The sequence below is a fragment of the Photorhabdus asymbiotica genome (genome assembly GCF_003634575.1).
GTDB lineage: Bacteria > Pseudomonadota > Gammaproteobacteria > Enterobacterales > Enterobacteriaceae > Photorhabdus > Photorhabdus asymbiotica.
Genome location: NZ_RBLJ01000001.1, coordinates 797,751 through 819,470 on the forward strand (window position 1 = coordinate 797,751; position 21,720 = coordinate 819,470).

14 protein-coding genes and 2 tRNA genes are annotated in these 21,720 nt (G+C 39.5%); 9 read left to right on the top strand and 7 right to left on the bottom strand.

What is annotated here, in order from left to right; all coding sequences use genetic code 11:
* Nucleotides 1-8 precede the first annotated feature (8 nt).
* From BDD30_RS03575 to BDD30_RS03590, 4 genes are all read right to left on the bottom strand, one after another.
* Complete coding sequence (locus BDD30_RS03575) at nucleotides 9-1,475, bottom strand: DUF3383 domain-containing protein (protein WP_015833709.1); 1,467 nt, start codon at nucleotides 1,473-1,475, stop codon at nucleotides 9-11.
* Nucleotides 1,476-1,478: 3 nt separating this feature from the next.
* Nucleotides 1,479-2,021 (bottom strand): phage neck terminator protein, encoded by a 543-nt coding sequence (locus BDD30_RS03580; protein ID WP_422615642.1) that lies wholly within the window; start codon nucleotides 2,019-2,021, stop codon nucleotides 1,479-1,481.
* Between the two features lie 404 nt (nucleotides 2,022-2,425).
* Nucleotides 2,426-2,845 (bottom strand): antiterminator Q family protein, encoded by a 420-nt coding sequence (locus tag BDD30_RS03585; RefSeq protein WP_015833707.1) that lies wholly within the window; start codon nucleotides 2,843-2,845, stop codon nucleotides 2,426-2,428.
* A 1,063-nt stretch (nucleotides 2,846-3,908) separates the two neighbouring features.
* A tRNA-Thr gene (locus BDD30_RS03590) sits at nucleotides 3,909-3,984 on the bottom strand.
* 594 nt (nucleotides 3,985-4,578) lie between these two features.
* Between BDD30_RS03590 and BDD30_RS03595 the strand changes: the two genes are divergently transcribed.
* Both BDD30_RS03595 and BDD30_RS23015 read left to right on the top strand, forming a co-directional pair.
* Nucleotides 4,579-4,959, top strand: a complete 381-nt coding sequence (locus BDD30_RS03595) for a Dabb family protein (RefSeq protein ID WP_015833705.1) — start codon at nucleotides 4,579-4,581, stop codon at nucleotides 4,957-4,959.
* A gap of 174 nt (nucleotides 4,960-5,133) precedes the next feature.
* Nucleotides 5,134-5,334 (top strand): hypothetical protein, encoded by a 201-nt coding sequence (locus BDD30_RS23015; protein WP_147408117.1) that lies wholly within the window; start codon nucleotides 5,134-5,136, stop codon nucleotides 5,332-5,334.
* Between the two features lie 173 nt (nucleotides 5,335-5,507).
* Here BDD30_RS23015 and BDD30_RS03600 read toward each other — a convergent pair.
* Nucleotides 5,508-5,595: transfer RNA gene (locus tag BDD30_RS03600), tRNA-Ser, on the bottom strand.
* Nucleotides 5,596-5,796: 201 nt separating this feature from the next.
* Between BDD30_RS03600 and rcsD the strand changes: the two genes are divergently transcribed.
* Together rcsD and rcsB are read left to right on the top strand one after the other, a co-directional pair.
* On the top strand, nucleotides 5,797-8,487 hold the full coding sequence (rcsD, locus tag BDD30_RS03605) for a phosphotransferase RcsD (RefSeq protein WP_015833703.1): 2,691 nt from the start codon (nucleotides 5,797-5,799) through the stop codon (nucleotides 8,485-8,487).
* A 3-nt stretch (nucleotides 8,488-8,490) separates the two neighbouring features.
* Nucleotides 8,491-9,144: a response regulator transcription factor RcsB gene (gene rcsB / locus BDD30_RS03610; protein ID WP_015833702.1), complete on the top strand. Its 654-nt coding sequence runs from the start codon at nucleotides 8,491-8,493 to the stop codon at nucleotides 9,142-9,144.
* Nucleotides 9,145-9,293: 149 nt separating this feature from the next.
* On the opposite strand, the gene rcsC is transcribed toward rcsB, so the two are convergent.
* Complete coding sequence (gene rcsC, locus BDD30_RS03615; protein WP_015833701.1) at nucleotides 9,294-12,125, bottom strand: two-component system sensor histidine kinase RcsC; 2,832 nt, start codon at nucleotides 12,123-12,125, stop codon at nucleotides 9,294-9,296.
* A gap of 276 nt (nucleotides 12,126-12,401) precedes the next feature.
* Nucleotides 12,402-15,032 carry a DNA topoisomerase (ATP-hydrolyzing) subunit A gene (gene gyrA / locus BDD30_RS03620; protein ID WP_041381737.1) on the bottom strand — a complete coding sequence of 877 codons (2,631 nt, stop codon included), beginning with the start codon at nucleotides 15,030-15,032 and terminating at the stop codon, nucleotides 12,402-12,404.
* A gap of 166 nt (nucleotides 15,033-15,198) precedes the next feature.
* Here gyrA and ubiG point away from each other — a divergent pair, with 166 nt between their 5' ends.
* From ubiG to BDD30_RS03650, 5 genes are all read left to right on the top strand, one after another.
* Nucleotides 15,199-15,921: a bifunctional 2-polyprenyl-6-hydroxyphenol methylase/3-demethylubiquinol 3-O-methyltransferase UbiG gene (gene ubiG / locus BDD30_RS03625; protein WP_015833699.1), complete on the top strand. Its 723-nt coding sequence runs from the start codon at nucleotides 15,199-15,201 to the stop codon at nucleotides 15,919-15,921.
* A gap of 365 nt (nucleotides 15,922-16,286) precedes the next feature.
* Nucleotides 16,287-18,578, top strand: coding sequence for a class 1a ribonucleoside-diphosphate reductase subunit alpha (gene nrdA, locus BDD30_RS03630; RefSeq protein WP_015833698.1), 2,292 nt, complete (start codon nucleotides 16,287-16,289; stop codon nucleotides 18,576-18,578).
* 12 nt (nucleotides 18,579-18,590) lie between these two features.
* Nucleotides 18,591-19,721, top strand: a complete 1,131-nt coding sequence (gene nrdB / locus BDD30_RS03635; RefSeq protein WP_015833697.1) for a class Ia ribonucleoside-diphosphate reductase subunit beta — start codon at nucleotides 18,591-18,593, stop codon at nucleotides 19,719-19,721.
* Entirely contained in the window at nucleotides 19,721-19,987 is a 267-nt protein-coding gene (gene yfaE, locus BDD30_RS03640) for a class I ribonucleotide reductase maintenance protein YfaE (RefSeq protein WP_015833696.1), read from the top strand. Before nrdB ends, yfaE begins: the two co-directional genes overlap by 1 nt.
* A gap of 470 nt (nucleotides 19,988-20,457) precedes the next feature.
* Complete coding sequence (locus tag BDD30_RS03650; RefSeq protein WP_015833693.1) at nucleotides 20,458-21,456, top strand: Gfo/Idh/MocA family protein; 999 nt, start codon at nucleotides 20,458-20,460, stop codon at nucleotides 21,454-21,456.
* Nucleotides 21,457-21,720: the final 264 nt, after the last annotated feature.

Here is a 21,720-nt window from a genome sequence, read left to right on the forward strand (position 1 = left end):
TTCAATCCTTATCTGTTTACATTAATGATGACATCAGCGTAATGAACAGCGCCTGCTAATTTGATAGCGCACTGAATAACCGGTACTTTTCTGGCCTCTCTGTCAGCTTGTGCCTGCGTTGCAATGGGTGGCGCATAAACGTAATAACCTTTTGTCAATGTTTCCCCAGTATTCAACGCACCAATCGGATCACCACCCCATACCCCATGAGCGATCAACCCATTCATCACAGCTTGAGCAAGTGACTGTTCAACGTTAGTCATTAGGCGTGTGACACCTTCATCAGTTTGGGGAATTTTGCTGGTACTGGTGTAAAGCAGGTTATAAAGATTGTTCTGAACGTAGTTCTGCAACCAGTCCAGACCGTGACGTTCATCAATGAAATCACCGTTTGCCATGACGCCTTCCTGAATAATAGCGGTGTCATTGTTATATTTAACAAAAACGTTGCCGTTTTTCTTTTTCAACGCGTTGGCTTGGGTTGCGGTGAGATTTTCCGCCGTAACCGCAGGTTCTTGTTTAAATTTCAGGGTAATAGTGGTGTTGTTACCGTTGAAATTGACAGTAAACATACGCCCCATCAGAGAAGCCACGATGTAAGGTTTACCCGTTGAATATTGCCAGAGCGTGCGCTGATAATTTCCCTCTTTCAGTTTTGATCCGGTATCAGTACCAACATCAGCATCCAATACCGATGTTTTTTGCACAGTATGCCCATAGATTCGAGAAACAGATGCAGATTCAATGTAATCAGCAACAGACAGAATATCTTCATCTGTCAGCGTGTCGTCAGCAATAACCAGCCCATACCAACCACTAGACGCAGCACCCAATATTGCCACGGCTTCAGCAATCGTTTCTGCTTTGGTAGGTTCGATAACGGTAGCGCCAGATTCTCCGTCTAGTTTTAGCAAATCACCAATGTACGTTCCGCTAGCCTGTGAAACATAACCAATAGTACTTGCAGAATTTGGTGCCACAGTGAAACGTGCAGATGAACTATCATATGTCACTGAACAATCTTTCAGCTTTTCCGCTAGCCGTTGGGCAACACCATTAAGATTTGTCTCCTTACTAAAATCGATATCACTGCATATCACCTCTTTACCGTTAAGCGTTAACTTAAAAGAACCATTTGTAACAGCAGTAAATTTACTAAGCGCTTGTTGTTGCTTAGTCAGTACTGCTCCTTGCAAAGAGGCTCCAACATGGTTTTTAGCCCAGCGGCCAATGTACAAATCGACAGGGCGCGGTGACTGGGAGTAATAAAGCGTTGCGGTTTGGTACTCTGGTGTATCCATACCGAAATCTGCCCCTACGCCATCGATATTAGAATATCGGCGTAAACGCTCATGAGTATTGATCACGTTGCTTGCACCGACGATCAGTAACGCACCAAAGTTTCGGGCCTGAGCCGCATGAGGAGCCATATTCAACGTGACATTGATAATGTTTGAAACAGGTAAACCCTGCATAATTTAATCTCCAAAGAATTTGACTGGCGCTTCTACCAGTGATTTAACACCGTATTCACGCACCACTTTTCGCCGCAAGGTGATCATCATGTCATAACGATGCACCCACTGATTATTGATAAGCTCAGGTAAAGAAGTTAGCCGGGTATATTTGTCTACTGAAAGACCGAAACGCCTCAATTCGTCATTGTTCTGACTAACCGTCAATCCATCACGAAAACAGGTCCCGTACCGCTGGCAGTTCGGGCCATAAAACGAAATCAAACACTCGATTTCTTCATACCGCCATAACTCAGTACTTTCTTCGGTTTGGTTCTCAAAGGCCGGAGATACGTCCGAAATAAAGCCCGTAATGCCAAAATCACACCCATTATCTTCCGATAACAGTGGTGATTGTGATGATGTCCATCGGGAACGCACTTTATCGTCAGGCAAACCAGAAACACCACACACCCAATGACGCAGTACGTGCTCCAGATCATCATCGTACTCAGGCCCAGGAGTGACAGGCGTTAACCAACCAGCTTTATCACTACCGTTGCTCATCAAAAATACCTCCACCAAACAGCAATAACTCGCAATGCAGCTGAATAAACTAAGCCCCTATGAAGGCTTAGTTCACCGCATCAGGTTATGATTGATTTAACAGGGATACCGACCGCAAAGAAGGTAAAAAAATATGCGTAAGTGATTCACGGCGGTAAATACGAAAAAGGCTGCAACTAAAGTGCAGCCCTTACAATTATTATTTAAATTTTTACTTATCTATCAGTATGTAACAACCGATACTTTAAGACGCTTATTCATATCACAACGTCTCTTGAATAACTTGAATTTTTTCAATTGAACTTGATGAATTAAGCGTTATTTTCCCGATTTTCTACATGAAAAAGCCCCGATAAAAATATCGAGGCTTATTAGTTTCTGTGCTTATTCGCAACTTTAACTGGTTAATACACTACCATAGCTTTTTGCGTACGCACAAGCTTTTTGCACTCTTGTATTTCATTATCCATTTCTAACGTGATATCAAGCATGGCTAAACATCCCTGTACAAAGCTTTCGCCCTTTTGCAATCGGGAACGTACTTCAATATCTGATACCTCAATTAAACGAGCTATCGACCGTTTAGAAAGCCCCAAAGCATAGTACATAAATAAAACCTCAATTTCTTCAGACTTATCTACCGTCTGAAGCCTTGCTATACAAGCATCAATGATCAAACCATCATTATCGCAGCAGGAAGGACGCGATGGACGAGTTGACGTAATCAAACCTTTAAACCCCGCAGCGATCGACGGCCAATTAACACCTGTGGCATCATTAGCCCAGCCGCCCCAACGCTCTAGAACTTGTTGAATATTGCGCATACGTTTTTACCTTAATTTTTAGTAACAAATAGTCGTAAAAATTATTTTCGTAATGGTCTCATGCATCCCTGTATTCGACGTTATAACAAATTTCTCATGCTCTATTTCTTGCGTTTCTTTGTTGCTTAACTATATCGTCTAAATATATCTTCTTACTTAATCTATTAAATATAAATCCTATCTGACTGCTATTCCTGCCAAGCTGAGTCTCATAGGAAAAATATAACACTGTGGTTAATACAACTAGTTATAAAGTGCTTATCATCCTTACCTAAGTATTTCTCATATAAATTTTACCTAATCCTGTAATGTACCTCGCCTTAAAAGGTTCAGCACTTAAAGCGTCTAAAGCAATGCTCATGGTTTTTATTATTTCCCGAGAATTTTCAGACAACATAACAACCCCTTTTTATTATCAGATAAAAAATACATTAAATAAAAAGTAGCACAAAATTTTTATCTCATGGATATTAAAGTGTAAAAAATACTTTGGATCAACTCTGAAATCTATAAAAAAATGACGATTAAAAATGTTTTCTACACCTATAACAAAGGTACAGAGAGCATACTGTTTACATAACGATAAGCAACGAATCGGCGAAAATGTAGGATTTGACTAACCGTGATCGAAATATTTCAACCAGATATGACAAAACTTTTAAGACAAAATAGGATTAATGTTACCATCAGTAAATTACCAATTATCAGGTAAGTATTTATGCAAAAAATTTTAACATTGTCAGATATATTTTCTTTTAATCAACGAATTTTCTGAACTCACGTTATTCAATTGGTAGTTTGGAGAAAATATTATCCTGGTATGAAATTGCTTTTATTTAACACGATCTTACGACATCAATACCGACTGTTATCTTCTGTCATATCTTCTCTCTTTTTTTCTGATCTTCTCTAGACAATATAGATGGATACACACCAATATCCATTCAGATAAAAAGATCGCAATAGAAAGTGATAAAATGAACTGTATATAAAAACAGCCATTTTGGAAATAAACAAGAAAAAAGCCGTTATCTTATGAAAGATAACGGCTTCTTATATGATTTGGTGCCGGCTACCGGAGTCGAACTGGTGACCTACTGATTACAAGTCAGTTGCTCTACCAACTGAGCTAAGCCGGCGTATTCCGAGGCAGCCCCCGAAAGCGAGCGCAGTATATTACAACCTGATGCAAACAATCAAGCATAAATAATAGATTTTTTTAAACATATTCAAAACACCATGAAACTGACGACCAAAATCTGCTTATTGATGACATATCGCTATCCCAAAGAACACTCTGACACAGAGACAACTCCCATAAGATTGCTCATAAAAGTGCTATCTTGCTCATTAATGGGCAAAAACTATTCCAATATCCAAATTGAGCTTTATTCTTAATACATCAACAGCAAATCATAACAGCTTCCCTATTATTATAAAGGCAACCATCTTTTCAATTTATTACCACCCAGAAATAGTTGACTACTATAAATGCAATGTGCTATTTAGAGCAAAAAAATAAAGCTCTTGGATAATATTAAGGTTGGGTTTAATTCATATTATTTCTATAAGTCATTATATACCCAATAAATTTCGAGTTGCAGCGCGGCGACAAGTGAACGAATCCCCAGGAGCATAGATAACTATGTGACTGGGGTGAGTGAAAGCAGCCAACAAAGCAGCAACTTGAAGGATGAAGGGTATAAATCGAAATATTAATTATGAGGTGAATCATGCCGGGAAAGAACTACTTAATTGCACATCAAGTTTTTTTTACCTTCAAAGATGGAATAAGCTGGAATAGTGAAAAAGCTATATTAGCAGAGAGAGTTGCCTTAAATCATGTCAACGAGATTAGCGAGATAAAAGGATGGTTTTGTGGTCGTAATATTTGTGATCGTAGCATTGTAGATAGAAAAAAATCCATTGATTTTAGTTTAATCGGTTATTTTAAAAGTTATCAAGATCTGGATATCTATATCAATCATCCCGACCATGTAAAAGGCGTGGTACTTTGGAAAGAAATAAGTACATGGACAGTTTCAGATATTATTATAGATATAAATAGGTTAATTAATTTTACCCAATTAATAGGAAAGTTATATGGAGTTTAACCAAAGACTACATAAAATGCATGGTAATTAGTACGTAAAAGGTGATTCACTTTGCTTACCTTTATAACCTCACTAAAAAGTACGCTTTATAAATTAGGATTCAGAAATTAACAACCTATATGAAAAATAGAACTGTCTTCTATAAGGATTATTTAAAGGCAATAAATTCAAATTATGAATGGCTATTTACTATCATTAAAATGGATTAATCACCATTTGATATCACCTCTAGTTATAAACTATACCCTATGGATTTCAAGATGCATCGCGACGGCAAGGGAGCGAATCCCCGGGAGCATAGATAACTCTGTGACCGGGGTGAGTGAGTGCAGCCAACAAAGAGGCAACTTGAAAGATAACGGGTATATGCTTTAAAAACAAACTGATGAACTTAAAACATTAACAAGCTGCAATAAATTTAAATGGGTTTATAATCCAGTGATTTTTCATAGGAAATGAACGAGAGCTAAGCGATCTTAGCTTATTTTGAATAACACTCTGGAATGAAAAAAAACCTTATGCATAAAAATATGCATAAGGTTAGTATTTGGCGGAAGGATAGAGATTCGAACTCTAGGATGGTTTCCCATCGGCGGTTTTCAAGACCGCTGCCTTCGACCGCTCGGCCATCCTTCCATGGCGCCGGATTATGCTCTATAGTGGGATAATATGTCTAGTCTTTATCGCAAAAAATCTGTGATTTTTTTACTATTCGCTCAATCCTCAATCTACAATACCATTCCAGGCTCTTATCCTGTTAAAATCACCAGAGATACAATCAACCATTAGCGTTCTCGCTAAAATAGCCAAACAATGACTAAGGTTTTTACCTAACGCATGTATAACAGACAATCTTCAATCAATTCATCAACCATAAACCGTTACTATGGCTTGTTCATTGCCCTGCTTTTTATTTCCCTGTTTTTATATAGCTATAACTACTTCAACGCCTGGTTGATGGGAAAAAAGTATGCGCTCAATAGTGTTGCAACCAAAATGGTATTGCAGATAGAAGATTATCGTTACCATGCTAACTCTATCTTTGAACAGGCCAATATCTCGCCTTTTAAACTACAGGAGCCTGTTTCACCGATGAAGCTACGACCTGATGTTTATTGGCTTGAAAGTCGTTATCAGGCTATCGACGCTATTATTTTTGGTCACCATAACGCGACAAGTGCTGCGTTGGCCCAACGCCTTTCCAATTATATAGAGATCTTGTGGGGCGCCCGCAATGAATACAACTCTATGTACTATCTGAATGGTAAAGATAACAATCTGTTTTTAATAACAACCCACTCTATTCTTAAACCTGAATTAAGATTTAAAGAAAGTTATCTGACACTTACCGCCGAATCGAAACGTTCAGAGATGCTGATGCAATCTACCGCTTTAGATGAACGGGAAAATATTTCATCAATCCGTAAGTTAAATGGCGAGAATCTCTATTACTATACTTACAGGGCAACATTCAACTTGCCAGGTCAATTAGCGACAATTATCGCTTTTGATTTACCTATTATCCATCTCCTTCCTATCGATATGGCAGCAGCAAATTTCAGTTTACTCTCTAACGACGCACAAAACCCCTATGAAACCAATAAAGCTAATATCTCACAAAATGGTTTCTGGCTCGAATTTTCGCAACCACTCAATGGCACAAAATACAAATTACTGTATCGGGTATCACTCAAAGATGTGCTGATCGATTTATTGTACAAAAACATCTGGCTACTGCTAGCTGATTCAATATTTATTATTCTATCTCTGGGTGGACTTATTTACATTCGTAAAAAATATATTGCCCCAAATGCTCTTATGAGCCATGAGCTACAGGTCAAGGACGCGTTAAGTAACGATATTATCTCCAATATCCCAATTGGTTTACTAATTTATGATTTTTCGACAAGTCAGATAATCATGAGTAATAAAATTGCTGATCATCTATTGCCTAATATCGATTTAAGTAAAATCAAGATGATGGCAAAACAACATCATGGTGTCATACAAACATCGATTGACGATTCAGTCTATGAAATTAAGATGCATAGTATCCATCTGTTGCCAGAGACTTACCTATTTTTATTGCAAGATAAAGACCAGGAAGCATTGATTAACAGACGATTACAACTTGCACATCTCGAACACGATAAGAGCGTGCAAGCCCGGCGTTTTATGTTAACAAACATTAGCTCAGAGCTGAAACAACCAATAAAGGAATTAAACAATATTGCTTACCAACTGAAACAAACTTCCATAGAGGAAAATAGTCATCATATCATTAATAATTTATTAACTAAGTCCGAATATATATCCGACTGGGTCGAGAATATCTCATTACTCAATGAGTTGGAATTAGGTGACTGGCAAGCAAAAAGCGAATCATTTTCATTATCATGTATTTTAGATGATATTTTGAAAAAAGTGCTACCAAAAATAAATAATAAAGGATTGAATTATTACTATCACTGTAATATTAATCCTGAATCTATATTTATTGGCGATGGCTTCGTCATTAGTAAAATTGTCCGGATGTTAGTTAATTATTCAATTACAATCACATCTTATGGGAAAATATCACTCATAGTCAATTATTCCCAGAAATACAAAGGTCAAATTCAGATTGAAGTTATGGATACAGGTGCCGGACTGAATCCAAAAGATTTGGCAAACTTGAATTATCCGTTTCTAAGCAAAGCAGTAGGTGATAAATATCAGTCAAATTCAGGACTAACCTTTTATCTCTGTGACCAATTATGTCGAAAACTCAGTGGCCATTTTACTATAAATAGCAATCCCAACCTTGGGACACATTACACCATCAGTCTGCCACTGATAATCGACCAAGACCAATGCCCGCAGCTATTGGAAGATATTACCGCCTTACTGGACATTAGCAATACGGAAATCCGTAAGATCATACAAAATTACCTAAAGCATTATGGTGCGACTTACTTTGATAAAAAGAAAGAAAATATCAGTAGAGAATACGATATCATATTGACAGATAAGTCGTATGATTCGGCAAAATCGACTATATTATTGGTGGGTGATCTTGCTGGCTTTGAGCAGATAACACCTGACTATATTAGATGTAACTACAATTTGAGCGAAGCTGTTATCAATGCCATTTCGTTATTAATTGAAAGAAACTTCAGTTTTAACGAATTTAATGCAAATTCGGAAATGTCACCATTTAACGATGAAGACACTGATTATGATATTGAAAATGTTATAAGCAGTTACCAAAAACAGCTGGCAGATAGCGATTATCAGCAATTATTTATCAAGACAGTACCGATAGATATTAATAAACTGTATACTGATATAGAGCAACATGATTTGATATCACTTTCGCAAACAGCACATCGCTTAAAAGGCGTTTTTGCTATGTTAGACTTAGAATTCCTCAAACTTTCTTGCGAAACGCTGGAACAAAACATAACAAACGGTAACGAAATAGAGATTAAAAATAGCATCAGCCACATTGATTCTTTCATCACAAGGCTGTTGCAGCAAGGTAACTAATAGATGAATAGCCTTAACGTCATTATTGCTGATGACCATCCAATTGTTCTGTTTGGCATCCGCAAATCACTTGAGCGACTCGAATGGATCAACGTTGTCGCTGAGTCGGAAGACTCTACTACTTTGATCAACAATCTATCTTGTATTAAAGCAAATGTGCTGATCACTGATTTGTCCATGCCTGGAGACATCTATGGTGATGGACTCAATTTGATTAAATACATCAAACGCCATTACCCCAGGTTATCAATCATTGTTCTGACTATGAACAATAATCCAGCCATTTTAAGTGCTGTGCTTGAACTTGATATTGAAGGAGTCGTCTTAAAACAAGGAGCACCAACAGATTTATCTGACGTATTGACTGCCCTGAAGCAAGGGGAAAGATTTATGCCGGAGAGCGTTTCTGAGTTGTTGAAAAAAGTAACGAAAACCCGCTACGGTGACAAACCGTTATCACAGAAAGAGAGCGAAGTATTACGCCTGTTTGCCCAAGGTTTCCTGGTAACAGATATTGCGAAAAAACTAAATCGAAGTGTCAAAACGATTAGCAGCCAGAAAAAATCAGCCATGGTAAAACTGGGTGTGAATAACGATATTGCGCTACTTAATTATCTCGCTTCTGTGGCTATTAATGCCAATGATAGTGTTCATTAAATGCGCCTCGTTATTTTAATATGAAACGAATTCTGATGCCTGGGACTATCATATACCCAATAGATTTCAATTTGCAGCGAGGCGGCAAGTGAACGCAGCCAACAAAGCAGCAAATTTGAAGGATGAAGGGTATAGTACCAGGCATTATTTTAAGCACTCATACTCCCGACCTCTGTTAGTACCTGTTTGAGAGTAGCAAGGGAAACAGGCTTAGACAAACAATCATTCATCCCAGCATCAATACAACGTTGCTTTTCTTCTGCCAATGCATTTGCCGTAATACCAATAATCGGCAACTCACATCCTTTATTCCGTAAATACATTGTTAGCGCATAACCATCCATATTAGGCATATTGACATCTGTCAGAATGATATCAACATATTCTTTCTTCAAATACTCCAATGCATCCAATCCATCATTCGCCATCGCTGCCTGAAAACCGATAGATTTCAATTGATCAGTCAATAAGTAACGGTTGATAGGATGATCGTCCACGACCAAAACCATAATAGTATTCAGCCAAGTACTTGCCTGCAAGACTGGCAGTGCTGTATTCAATACCTCACTATTACCCGGTGAAATTAACCTATCAATGAGTATGGCTAAATCATGCAAATGGTAAGTATTATGTAACCAATAGTTTTCTCTGATTTGTTCTAGTGAACCAATGTGAGACGTCGATAATTCAACATAAGCATATATAGGGGTAATAACCGCATTAGAGAAATCGCTGATAATAATTTCACTGCCATCTGTATTCTGCCCATGATATACAACCACTTGTAAACCATGATAAATCAGAAAACGTTGTAAAAAATCTTCTAAATAAAGATTACGTATAGCCAATATAACTTTTTGCTGATACTCATTCGTTAGCTGAGTTTTTGGTGTATATTTCGCGCCATATAAAGGTAAACGGATAGAAAACATACTGCCTATTTGTGGCTGTGAAATGACTTCAATATCACCATCCATCAGGTTGATAAGTTTTTCACAAATCGCCAAACCAAGACCGGTTCCCTGAGATGAACTTTCCGTATTTGGCATTATCTGGAAAAATGGATCAAACAACTGAATAAGCTCTTTATCAGAAATTCCTACCCCTGTATCCCTTACTCTGACATACAAGTAATCCTTATCAACAACTACATGTATAGCCACACATCCGGTATCGGTGAATTTAATCGCATTATTCAACAAATTAGATATAACCTGTTGTAATCGAACGGGATCATTGCGGATATAATTCGGTACATCCGGTTCAATATAGCAATATAAACTCAACGACTTTTTCACAACTAATGGCAAGTAATTAGAAATAACATGGGAGATAACTTCCTGACAAGAAAACTCCTTAGGTTCAATTTTAAGCTGTTTAGATTCAATCTTTGAGAAGTCGAGAATATCGCTGATAATTTTCAGTAACAAGGCTGAAGAATTATTCATCGTTGACAATAAACGGGCAGATTCAGCCGGTAATGAATGAGCCTGTAATAACTCTAGGTTGCCAATGATTCCATAAAGAGGTGTTCTCAGCTCGTGGCTGACGGTAGCCAAAAACATAGACTTAGAATAGCTAGCTTGTTCCGATGCTAATGCCATTTCCTGTAATGACTTTTCCATCCGTACACGAGCACTGATGTCAACCAATACACAAATTGCGACTTCTTCATTCCTGTAACGGGAGTGGACAAAGCTGATTTGCAGATGATTATTATTACTGGTTACTACGTCAACATAGCTGCTGGTTCTGTCACAAATAATATGAATAATGCGTTCCCGATCTTCATGAGTTAGCATTTTCAAGTAATTATGTGCCAGTTCATTACTCAAAATATTACTGCCATCACTGACTCGCAATATACTGATCCCAACCGGAGCTGAAGCAACAATTTTATGATTAAACTGCTCGTGCTCCTCCAAACGAATCGCATTCTCTTCCGCCGGAACAAACATTTTCCGCTCAAACAGATACACCAGGATAATGATGACAAAGGCAGATAACACATTAAGCACAATACTGCTAATAATCTGTAGCTTAAAACCTTCAAAAATATTTTTCAGTGGAAGAGCGTAAATTATACTGAATGAAGATGGCATTAACCGACGTTTTAGCAATAAATCAGTGAAATTATCATCATAGCCAAAATAAGGTGCTTCCAACTGATAATCATCATAATGAAGTTTGTAGTCATCATTTGCCGGATAGTGCAACACAGGTTGATTACTACGGTTTAACAATGTTATTGAAATCGGACGGTCTTGTCTTTGAATAAAAGTATCTAATCTGATGAACTGTTCAATTCCTATCATTGCAACCATTTGACTGTTTACATATACCGGTGCCAACACATAGAGATGGCCGCTATCAGATCTTGCACCGGGTATAACCCAATAAACATTTCGTTCTTTACCCTGCTCTTTCAGACTAATAAGCCTACGTGAATTTTCATATACTATTTTTTTCAGCGTATCAGGTTCAGTTGTGGTGTTACGAATAGAAAAATTCACCATACACATGCTTTGCGTACCTACCAGAAAAACCTGGTTCAGACCTTGAGGAGCCGCAAGATTATCTTTCCAATAAAAGATAAGGTTATTCAATGAATTTAAGTAACTATGGGTATTTTTGCGAAAAGTATTACAGTCTGCGCTTTGATTTAAAGGGTGATAAGAAAATGCCGGGTTATTATGCGGAAAATCAAAAACTACACTCTTTTTTTCGTCAGAATTCAGTAAATGCTTCTCTGTCATATATTGGATATCCCGCAGAACACTTGCGGTATGACGCACATAAGAGAGTGTAGAATCATAATTAGCATTATATTCTTGCCGGATGTCAGATTTTACTTCATTAAAGATATTAACCAGGTAAAAAGCCGTTAATAAAGCGCCCAATGTCCACAGCATCAAACCAATTACCCGGAAAAGATAACGGGATATTTTCAGTGATGTACGAAAAGAAGAAAGATATCTCAAAAGGCTACCTGATAAAAACAAACATCATTCAACGTAATGAATTACAGGATATACCAGAGCTTAAGGATTACAAAGAATCATCTGCTTATCCCCTTCATCCTTCAAGTTGCTGCTTTGTTGGCTGCGTTCACTTGCCGCCACACTGCAACTGGAAATCCATAGGGTATAGTTCTAATTTAAAACCCATCCCAATAGGCAGTTAATAAAAACCACCTGAAGAAACAGGTACCGAAGTACCTATTTCTTCATTGAGATTGAGTGAAAAAATATCTTCACTTAAACCAGATCGGCTGATTCTCTGCCACTATCAGCATCAGGTGAATTGGTATTATTATTTTCCAACCCTCCCCCCTCTGCTACCAGCTCATCTTCATCATCTTCAGGTTCGGCAACCCGCTGTAAACCGACAACTTTCTCATCTTCAGCAGTACGGATCAATGTCACGCCCTGAGTATTCCGGCCAACAACGCTGACTTCAGACACCCTTGTACGTACCAATGTACCCGCATCGGTAATCATCATAATCTGATCCGTTGGTTCAACCTGAATTGCACCGACCACATTACCATTACGCTCACTGACCTTAATTGAGATAACTCCCTGAGTTGCCCGAGATTTAATAGGATACTCATTTTCAGCCGTGCGTTTGCCATAACCATTTTCAGTAACGGTTAGGATTTCTCCTTCTCCACGCGGGATAATCAGAGAAACAACTTTGTCTTTGCCGTTGAGTTTAATACCGCGCACTCCGGTGGCTGTACGTCCCATTGCACGGACAGCGTCCTCTTCAAAGCGAACAACTTTCCCTTCAGCAGAAAACAGCATGACTTCATTACTGCCATCAGTCAGGTCAACACCTATCAGTTCATCACCATCATTAAGGTTAACCGCAAGAATACCGGCACTACGTGGACGGCTAAAATCCTGTAACGCTGTTTTCTTCACGGTCCCACTGGCAGTAGCCATAAAGACATACAGCCCATCTTCATATTCACGCACCGGTAGAATCGCAGTAATTCGCTCATCTTGCTCCAGTGGCAGAAGGTTAATAATCGGACGACCACGAGCACTACGGCTGGCTTCAGGTAATTGGTAAACTTTCATCCAGTACAGGCGACCGCGGCTGGAGAAGCAGAGGATGGTGTCGTGAGTATTGGCAACCAACAGCTTTTCAATGAAATCTTCTTCCTTAATGCGTGCTGCGGATTTACCTTTACCACCACGACGCTGTGCTTCATAGTCAGACAGTGGCTGATATTTTACATACCCTTGGTGTGACAACGTGACAACAACATCTTCCTGATTAATCAGATCTTCAATATTGATGTCAGCCGTATTTTCAGTCAGTTCAGTACGACGGGCATCATTATATTGCGCTTTAATTGCCAACAACTCTTCACGAATCACTTCCATCAAGCGCTCAGGGCTTTCCAGAATGAACAGCAATTCACCGATTAACGTCAGCAATTCACGATATTCATCCAGCAATTTTTCATGCTCAAGACCAGTCAGTTTCTGCAAACGCAGATCCAAAATGGCTTGGGCCTGTTGTTCAGTCAGATAATATTTACCCTCATGCACACCATATTGTGATTCCAGCCATTCAGGACGTGCGGCATCATCACCAGCACGTTCCAGCATGGAAGCAACATTGCCTAATTCCCATGGCTGAGCAACTAACGCCGCTTTTGCCTCGGCTGGTGTCGGGGCATGACGAATCAGTTCGATAATAGGATCGATATTCGCCAGCGCCACAGCCAATGCTTCAAGAATATGGGCACGTTCACGGGCTTTACGTAATTCAAAGATTGTACGACGAGTGACCACTTCGCGACGGTGGCATACAAATGCAGAAATAATGTCTTTCAGATTCAGCAGTTTTGGCTGCCCCTGATGCAGAGCTACCATGTTGATACCAAAAGAAACCTGAAGCTGAGTCAGGGAATAGAGGTTATTCAGAACCACTTCCCCCACCGCATCACGTTTCACTTCGATAACAATACGCATGCCGTCCTTATCAGATTCGTCACGAAGAGCACTAATCCCTTCAATGCGCTTTTCCTTCACCAGTTCGGCAATTTTTTCAATCAGGCGAGCTTTGTTAACTTGATAAGGGATCTCATGCACCAGAATAGTTTCACGACCATTTTTTTCGTCAACTTCGATTTCAGCACGAGCGCGGATATAAATTTTACCGCGGCCAGTTCGATAAGCTTCCTGAATACCACGACGACCATTAATGATCGCTGCCGTCGGAAAATCCGGGCCAGGAATAAACTGCATTAGCCCTTCAATACTGATGTTTTCATCATCAATATAAGCCAAACAACCATCAATAACTTCGGATAAGTTATGAGGAGGAATGTTGGTTGCCATACCCACTGCGATACCGGAAGAACCGTTGATCAGCAGGTTGGGTACTTTAGCTGGCATGACTTCCGGGATCTGCTCAGTACCATCATAGTTTGGCACAAAATCGACGGTTTCTTTTTCCAGATCCGCCAGCAGTTCATGGGCAATTTTCGCCATACGCACTTCGGTGTAACGCATAGCTGCGGCTGAGTCACCATCGACTGACCCAAAGTTACCCTGACCATCAACCAACATATAGCGCAAGGAAAACGGCTGAGCCATACGAACAATCGTGTCGTAAACTGCGCTGTCTCCATGTGGGTGGTATTTACCAATAACGTCTCCGACAACACGGGCAGACTTCTTATAGGGTTTATTCCAATCATTTCCCAGCACACTCATTGCGTAAAGTACGCGACGATGTACTGGCTTCAGTCCGTCTCGAACATCTGGTAGTGCACGCCCGACAATAACAGACATCGCATAATCCAGATACGAGCTTTTCAGCTCTTCTTCGATATTGACCGGTGTGATTTCTCTGGCAATGTCGCTCATGGAGCCCACTATCCCTCATAATTCCGGATTCAAAGGTTTAGAACTATACCACAAATCAACAGTTTTATAAAAATCAGATACGGGTATTTAAAAATTAAGCCGTGTATACTGTTACCAGAACAGAATGAACCATCTGTAAAGAAAGTTTAAGGAGCAACAACTGCCGATGAACACCAAAACCCCCTCCACCACAAACAATGTTGATCAACAAGAAATAGAAAAATTTGAAGCAGTTGCTTCCCGCTGGTGGGATCTGGAAGGTGAATTTCAGCCACTACACCGTATTAATCCACTACGCCTGAATTATATTTTGCAACGTTCTGAGGGTATTTTCGGTAAAAAAATATTAGATGTGGGCTGTGGTGGCGGCATTTTGTCAGAAAGTCTGGCGCGTGAAGGCGCAGAAGTGACCGGGCTTGATATGGGAACAGAGCCGCTTCAAGTTGCCAGGCTACACGCCCTTGAAACAGGCATCCCAGTCACTTATGTACAGGAAACAGTAGAAAGTCACGCAGAAAAATATCCACAGGCTTATGATATCGTCACCTGTATGGAAATGCTGGAACATGTACCGGACCCTGAATCGGTTGTTCGAGCCTGTGCTCAGTTAGTAAAACCAGGTGGACATGTCTTTTTCTCTACCATTAACCGCAACAAGAAAGCCTGGTTCATGGCGGTGATTGGCGCAGAATATATTCTGAATATGGTGCCGAAAGGAACCCACGATGCGAAGAAATTTATCCGTCCATCAGAGTTGATAGGCTGGATTGACAGAACTCCCCTGAAAGAACGGCATATCATTGGCCTGCATTATAATCCACTGACGGATAAATTTAGCCTTGGTTACAATGTGGACGTTAATTATATGTTACATACCCAGTATGTCTGATATATTCGTCTGATAGATTAATAAATCGACAAATGAATCATATTTTCAAGAATTTTTTTACTTGGGTTTACTCATATTTCTGTCAGGTCAACTGCTAGTAATGATGCAGTCTTCCGGCTTTTTGATAAATTTAGTCCTCAAGTTATCCACAAAAATCCGTGTTTTTGTACACTTGATAAAAGCTGGTTTTAACATTATCTTGTTGTCATTATTTAGTGTACCCCCTACATATTGTGTTCCTTAACATTCCATTACCACTACTCTCTCGTTGGTTTCTTCACCATTGAGGGAGTTACGTTTTGGCTGAGTAAAGGCACAAAGCAGGTGGGAGTGAGTCTGAAAGTAAATGTAAGGTATGCCTGTCCATGAACCATAGTCTGCTAGTAACAAAGCGTGATGGCCACAAAGAACGAATTGACCTTGATAAAATCCACCGGGTTGTTGCCTGGGCAGCCGATGGTCTGAAAAATGTCTCGGTATCACAAGTAGAACTGCGTTCCCAGATCCAATTTTACGACAGTATCAAAACCTCAGATATCCATGAGACGATGATTAAAGCTGCCGCTGACCTTATTTCTGGCGATGCACCTGACTATCAGTATCTGGCAGCCCGCTTGGCAATTTTCAATTTGCGTAAAAAAGCCTATGGTCAATTTGAGCCACCTGCACTGTATGATCATGTATCTCGTATGGTGGAAATGGGCAAATATGACAAACACTTGCTTGCAGACTACTCGAAAGAAGAATTCGAGCAAATGGATGAATTTATTGATCACTGGCGTGATATGAACTTTTCTTACGCTGCGGTCAAACAACTTGAAGGTAAATACCTGGTTCAGAACCGCGTGACCGGTGAAATTTATGAAAGTGCTCAGTTTCTTTATATTCTGGTCGCGGCTTGCCTGTTCTCCAGTTATCCAAAAGAAACACGTCTGGACTATATCCGCCGCTTTTACGACGCGGTTTCCACTTTTAAAATTTCGTTGCCTACGCCTATTATGGCAGGTGTTCGCACCCCTACCCGTCAATTCAGCTCCTGCGTGCTGATTGAATGTGACGACAGCCTGGACTCCATTAATGCGACTTCCAGCGCTATTGTGAAATATGTTTCCCAACGTGCAGGCATTGGCATCAACGCTGGCCGTATTCGTGCAGTAGGCAGCCCAATCCGTAATGGTGAAGCATTCCACACAGGCTGTATTCCTTTCTACAAGCATTTCCAAACAGCGGTAAAATCCTGTTCTCAGGGCGGCGTTCGTGGCGGCGCGGCGACACTATTCTATCCGTTGTGGCATCTGGAAGTTGAAAGCCTGCTGGTGCTGAAAAATAACCGTGGTGTTGAAGGAAACCGTGTCCGTCATATGGACTATGGCGTACAGCTTAACAAATTGATGTATGAACGCCTGATCAAAGGTGAAGATATTACGCTATTCAGCCCGTCTGACGTCCCAGGATTATATGATGCATTCTTTACGAATCAGGATGAATTTGAGCGTCTATATACCAAGTATGAGCAGGACAGTAATATCCGTCAGCAACGTCTGAAAGCCGTTGATCTGTTCTCCCTGATGATGCAGGAACGTGCTTCTACTGGCCGTATTTATATTCAGAACGTAGACCATTGCAACACTCACAGCCCATTTGATCCATCAGTTGCACCTGTACGCCAGTCAAATTTATGTCTGGAAATTGCACTGCCAACTAAACCATTAAATGATATCAATGATAAAAATGGTGAAATTGCGTTGTGTACACTGTCTGCATTCAACCTGGGTGCAATTGAAAATCTTGATGAGCTGGAAGAATTGGCCATTCTGGCTGTTCGCGCTCTTGATGCGCTGCTCGATTATCAAGATTATCCAATCCTTGCAGCAAAACAAGGCGCTATGGGCCGCCGTACTTTAGGTATTGGTGTTATCAACTATGCTTATTATCTGGCAAAACACGGTGCGCGTTATTCAGATGGCAGTGCTAATAACCTAACTCACAAAACCTTTGAGGCTATACAATATTATCTGTTGAAAGCATCGAATGAATTGGCGAAAGAGCAAGGTGCTTGTCCATGGTTTAAAGAAACAACTTATTCTCAAGGTATCCTGCCTATCGATACCTATAAAAAAACGCTGGATACACTGACCAATGAACCTCTTCATTATGACTGGGAAACATTGCGTAGCGATATCAAGCAGTATGGTCTGCGTAACTCAACGTTATCCTCTTTGATGCCGTCAGAAACCTCTTCGCAGATCTCTAACGCCACCAATGGTATTGAACCACCTCGTGGTTACATCAGCATCAAAGCCTCGAAAGACGGAATCTTGCGTCAGGTTGTTCCGGAATATGAACGTCTGAAAGGGGATTATGAGCTACTGTGGCAAATGCCTGGCAATGACGGCTACTTGCAGTTGGTTGGTATCATGCAGAAATTCATCGACCAATCTATCTCTGCCAATACTAACTATGATCCGGCACGCTTCCCAAGTGGAAAAGTGCCGATGAATCAGTTGCTGAAAGATTTATTGCTTGCTTACAAATATGGTGTGAAAACGCTGTATTACCACAATACACGAGATGGTGCGGAAGACGTTCAGGATGACCTGGAAGAAGTTGTGGAATCTGCTGATTCCGATTGTGAAAGCGGCGCATGTAAGATTTAATTTGAGGAAGTTATGGCCTATACCACCTTTTCACAAGTAAAAAACGACCAGTTACAAGAACCGATGTTTTTTGGTCAGCCGGTAAACGTAGCCCGTTTTGACCAGCAAAAGTACCCAATTTTTGAAAAATTGATTGAAAAACAGCTCTCCTTCTTCTGGCGTCCAGAAGAAGTTGACGTGTCCCGTGACCGCATTGACTACAATGCGTTACCGGACCATGAAAAACACATTTTTATCAGTAACTTAAAATACCAAACGCTGCTGGACTCTATTCAGGGTCGCAGCCCGAACGTGGCGTTTTTACCGTTGATCTCCATCCCTGAGCTGGAGACATGGGTTGAAACCTGGTCTTTCTCTGAGACGATTCACTCACGTTCTTATACTCACATCATCCGTAATATCGTTAACGATCCGGCTGTTGTGTTTGATGATATTGTCACCAACGAAGAGATTCTCAAGCGCGCAAAAGATATTTCCGCTTATTACGATGATCTGATTGAGATGACTAATAATTACCAGTTATTTGGTGAAGGGACACATCAGATTGCAGGTAAAACCATTACGGTTAGTCTGCGTGAACTGAAAAAACAGTTATATCTGTGCCTGATGAGCGTTAATGCGCTGGAAGCGATCCGCTTCTACGTTAGCTTTGCCTGTTCATTTGCTTTTGCCGAACGCGAACTTATGGAAGGTAACGCTAAAATCATCAAACTGATCGCCCGTGACGAAGCACTACATCTGACAGGCACTCAGCATATGTTGAATCTGTTACGCTCTGGTCAAGATGATCCAGAGATGGCTGAAATTGCCAATGAGTGTGAACAACAGTGCTATGACCTGTTTGTTCAAGCTGCGGAGCAAGAAAAAGAGTGGGCAGATTACCTGTTCAGCGAAGGTTCGATGATTGGTTTGAACAGAGATATCTTGTGTCAATACGTTGAATACATCACCAATATTCGCATGCAGGCTGTCGGGTTGAAATTGCCATTTGAAACGCGTTCTAACCCGATTCCATGGATTAACGCCTGGCTGGTGTCTGATAATGTTCAAGTAGCACCGCAAGAAGTTGAAGTCAGTTCCTATCTGGTTGGTCAGATTGATGCTGAAGTTAACCCTGACGACCTGAGTGATTTTGAACTCTGATGACAAGCTATAAAGTGACCCTGCATGGTATGCAGGGTTATCACATTTACAGCTCTCCCAAGCTGCATAACAGTCTGCTAGAAGCACTGGAACAAGGTAAAATACAGGCTGAATACCAGTGCCGTGAAGGTTATTGCGGCTCCTGCCGTGTCAGATTGGTAAAAGGTAAAGTCGGTTATCGGCGTAAACCCCTAGCTTTTGTTAATGAAGGTGAGATTTTACCCTGCTGCTGTCATCCACTCAGTGATATTGAAATTGAACTTTAATATTTCTTTATAAACAAGCTATAACCTTTGGTTATTCACAATAAAAGGTAATCACTGATTTTTCAGTTTCTACCTTTTGTCAGTAATATTACTGCCTTCTTCTTTAATATATTCACTAGAATCTACCATTACATCAGAATTTCCATTCCATAAGTATATCTGTCACTTTATTGAATTAATTATACCTTTCATCTTTCAAGTTGCTGCTTTGTTGGCCGCTTTCACTTACCCCAGTCACATCGTTATCTATGCTCCTGGGGATGCGTTCACTGGCCGCCGCGCTGCAATTTGAAACTTATTGGGTATATATAGTAAATCTGATAAAGATTATATTAATTCATTTGATCCAGAAGTAAAAAATATGTTATATAAACATATATTGCAGCCCAATAAATGGGATAAATAAAATTATAATCGTCATCAAAATTTTATTAAGAAAGAATTCAATATAAATATATTAGGAAAATAAAATGAAAAAAACCATAAAATGGGGCATTATTGGCTGTGGTGATGTTACTGAAGTAAAAAGCGGACCTGCTTTTTATAAATTAGAGAATTCTGAATTAGTTGCAGTAATGAGACGTAATGCTAATTTAGCAGAAGATTTTGCTAAAAGACATCATGTTCCTAAATGGTATTCTGATGCGAATTCATTAATTAATGACAAAGACATCGATGCTGTATATATTGCAACACCACCATCCACACATAAAGAATATACAATTTTAGCGGCTAAAGCGGGTAAGGCGATATATGTAGAAAAACCCATGGCATTAACATTCGAAGAATGTAATGAAATGATAGCGGCTTGTAAGTCACAAAATGTCCCATTATTTGTCGCTTATTATAGGAGAGCATTACCAAGATTTCTAAAAATTAAAGAATTAATTGAATCAGGAGCGATAGGCACACCAAGAATAGTAAATTGCATACTTTACAGGGAGATAGAACCCTGTTACCAAGATCCACAACATTTACCCTGGACTGTGCAGCCAGAAATTTCCGGTGGTGGATTATTTGTTGATTTAGCCTGTCATACTCTTGATATATTAGACTTTCTTTTAGGGAAGATTATTTCTGTCAAAGGGCATGCAAATTCACAAGGAAATGCTTATCCTGCTGAAGATTGCGTATCAATGTCATTCATGTTTGAAAATAATATTCAAGGCGTCGGAATATGGAACTTTGTATCGAATTCCAGACATGATAATGTTGAAATAATTGGTGATAAAGGAAAAATATCTTTTGCCACCTTTGGAAACTCTGCCATTTCATATTATGATCAGAATAACAAATTACACCAATTTAATATTGACAATCCAAAACATATAGAAATGCCATTAATTAATACGATAATTAATGAATTACAAGGAAAAGGATTTTGCCCATCAACGGGAGAATCAGGTTCACGAACAAGTTGGGTAATAGATCAAGTATTGAAAGATTATAGAATGAAAAATTATTTATAAGAGATTGATATATAAAAATGAATAAATCAGTTTTTAGGAGAAAATAAAAACCAAATATATATGAGTTTATTAAAAATATTGGAAGTTAATAGAAGATCTTAAATCCTTTATTAACTTCTTTTTAATTAGTTTGAATGAACTTCAAAGTTGTTACTGAGTAAAAATCACCATTAAATACACATCCGGCATTTTTCCATCGTTCAAAAATTTCACTCATTATTTCACAACTGTAATTTTAGCAGTAAAGCTCATTGAATAACGCTT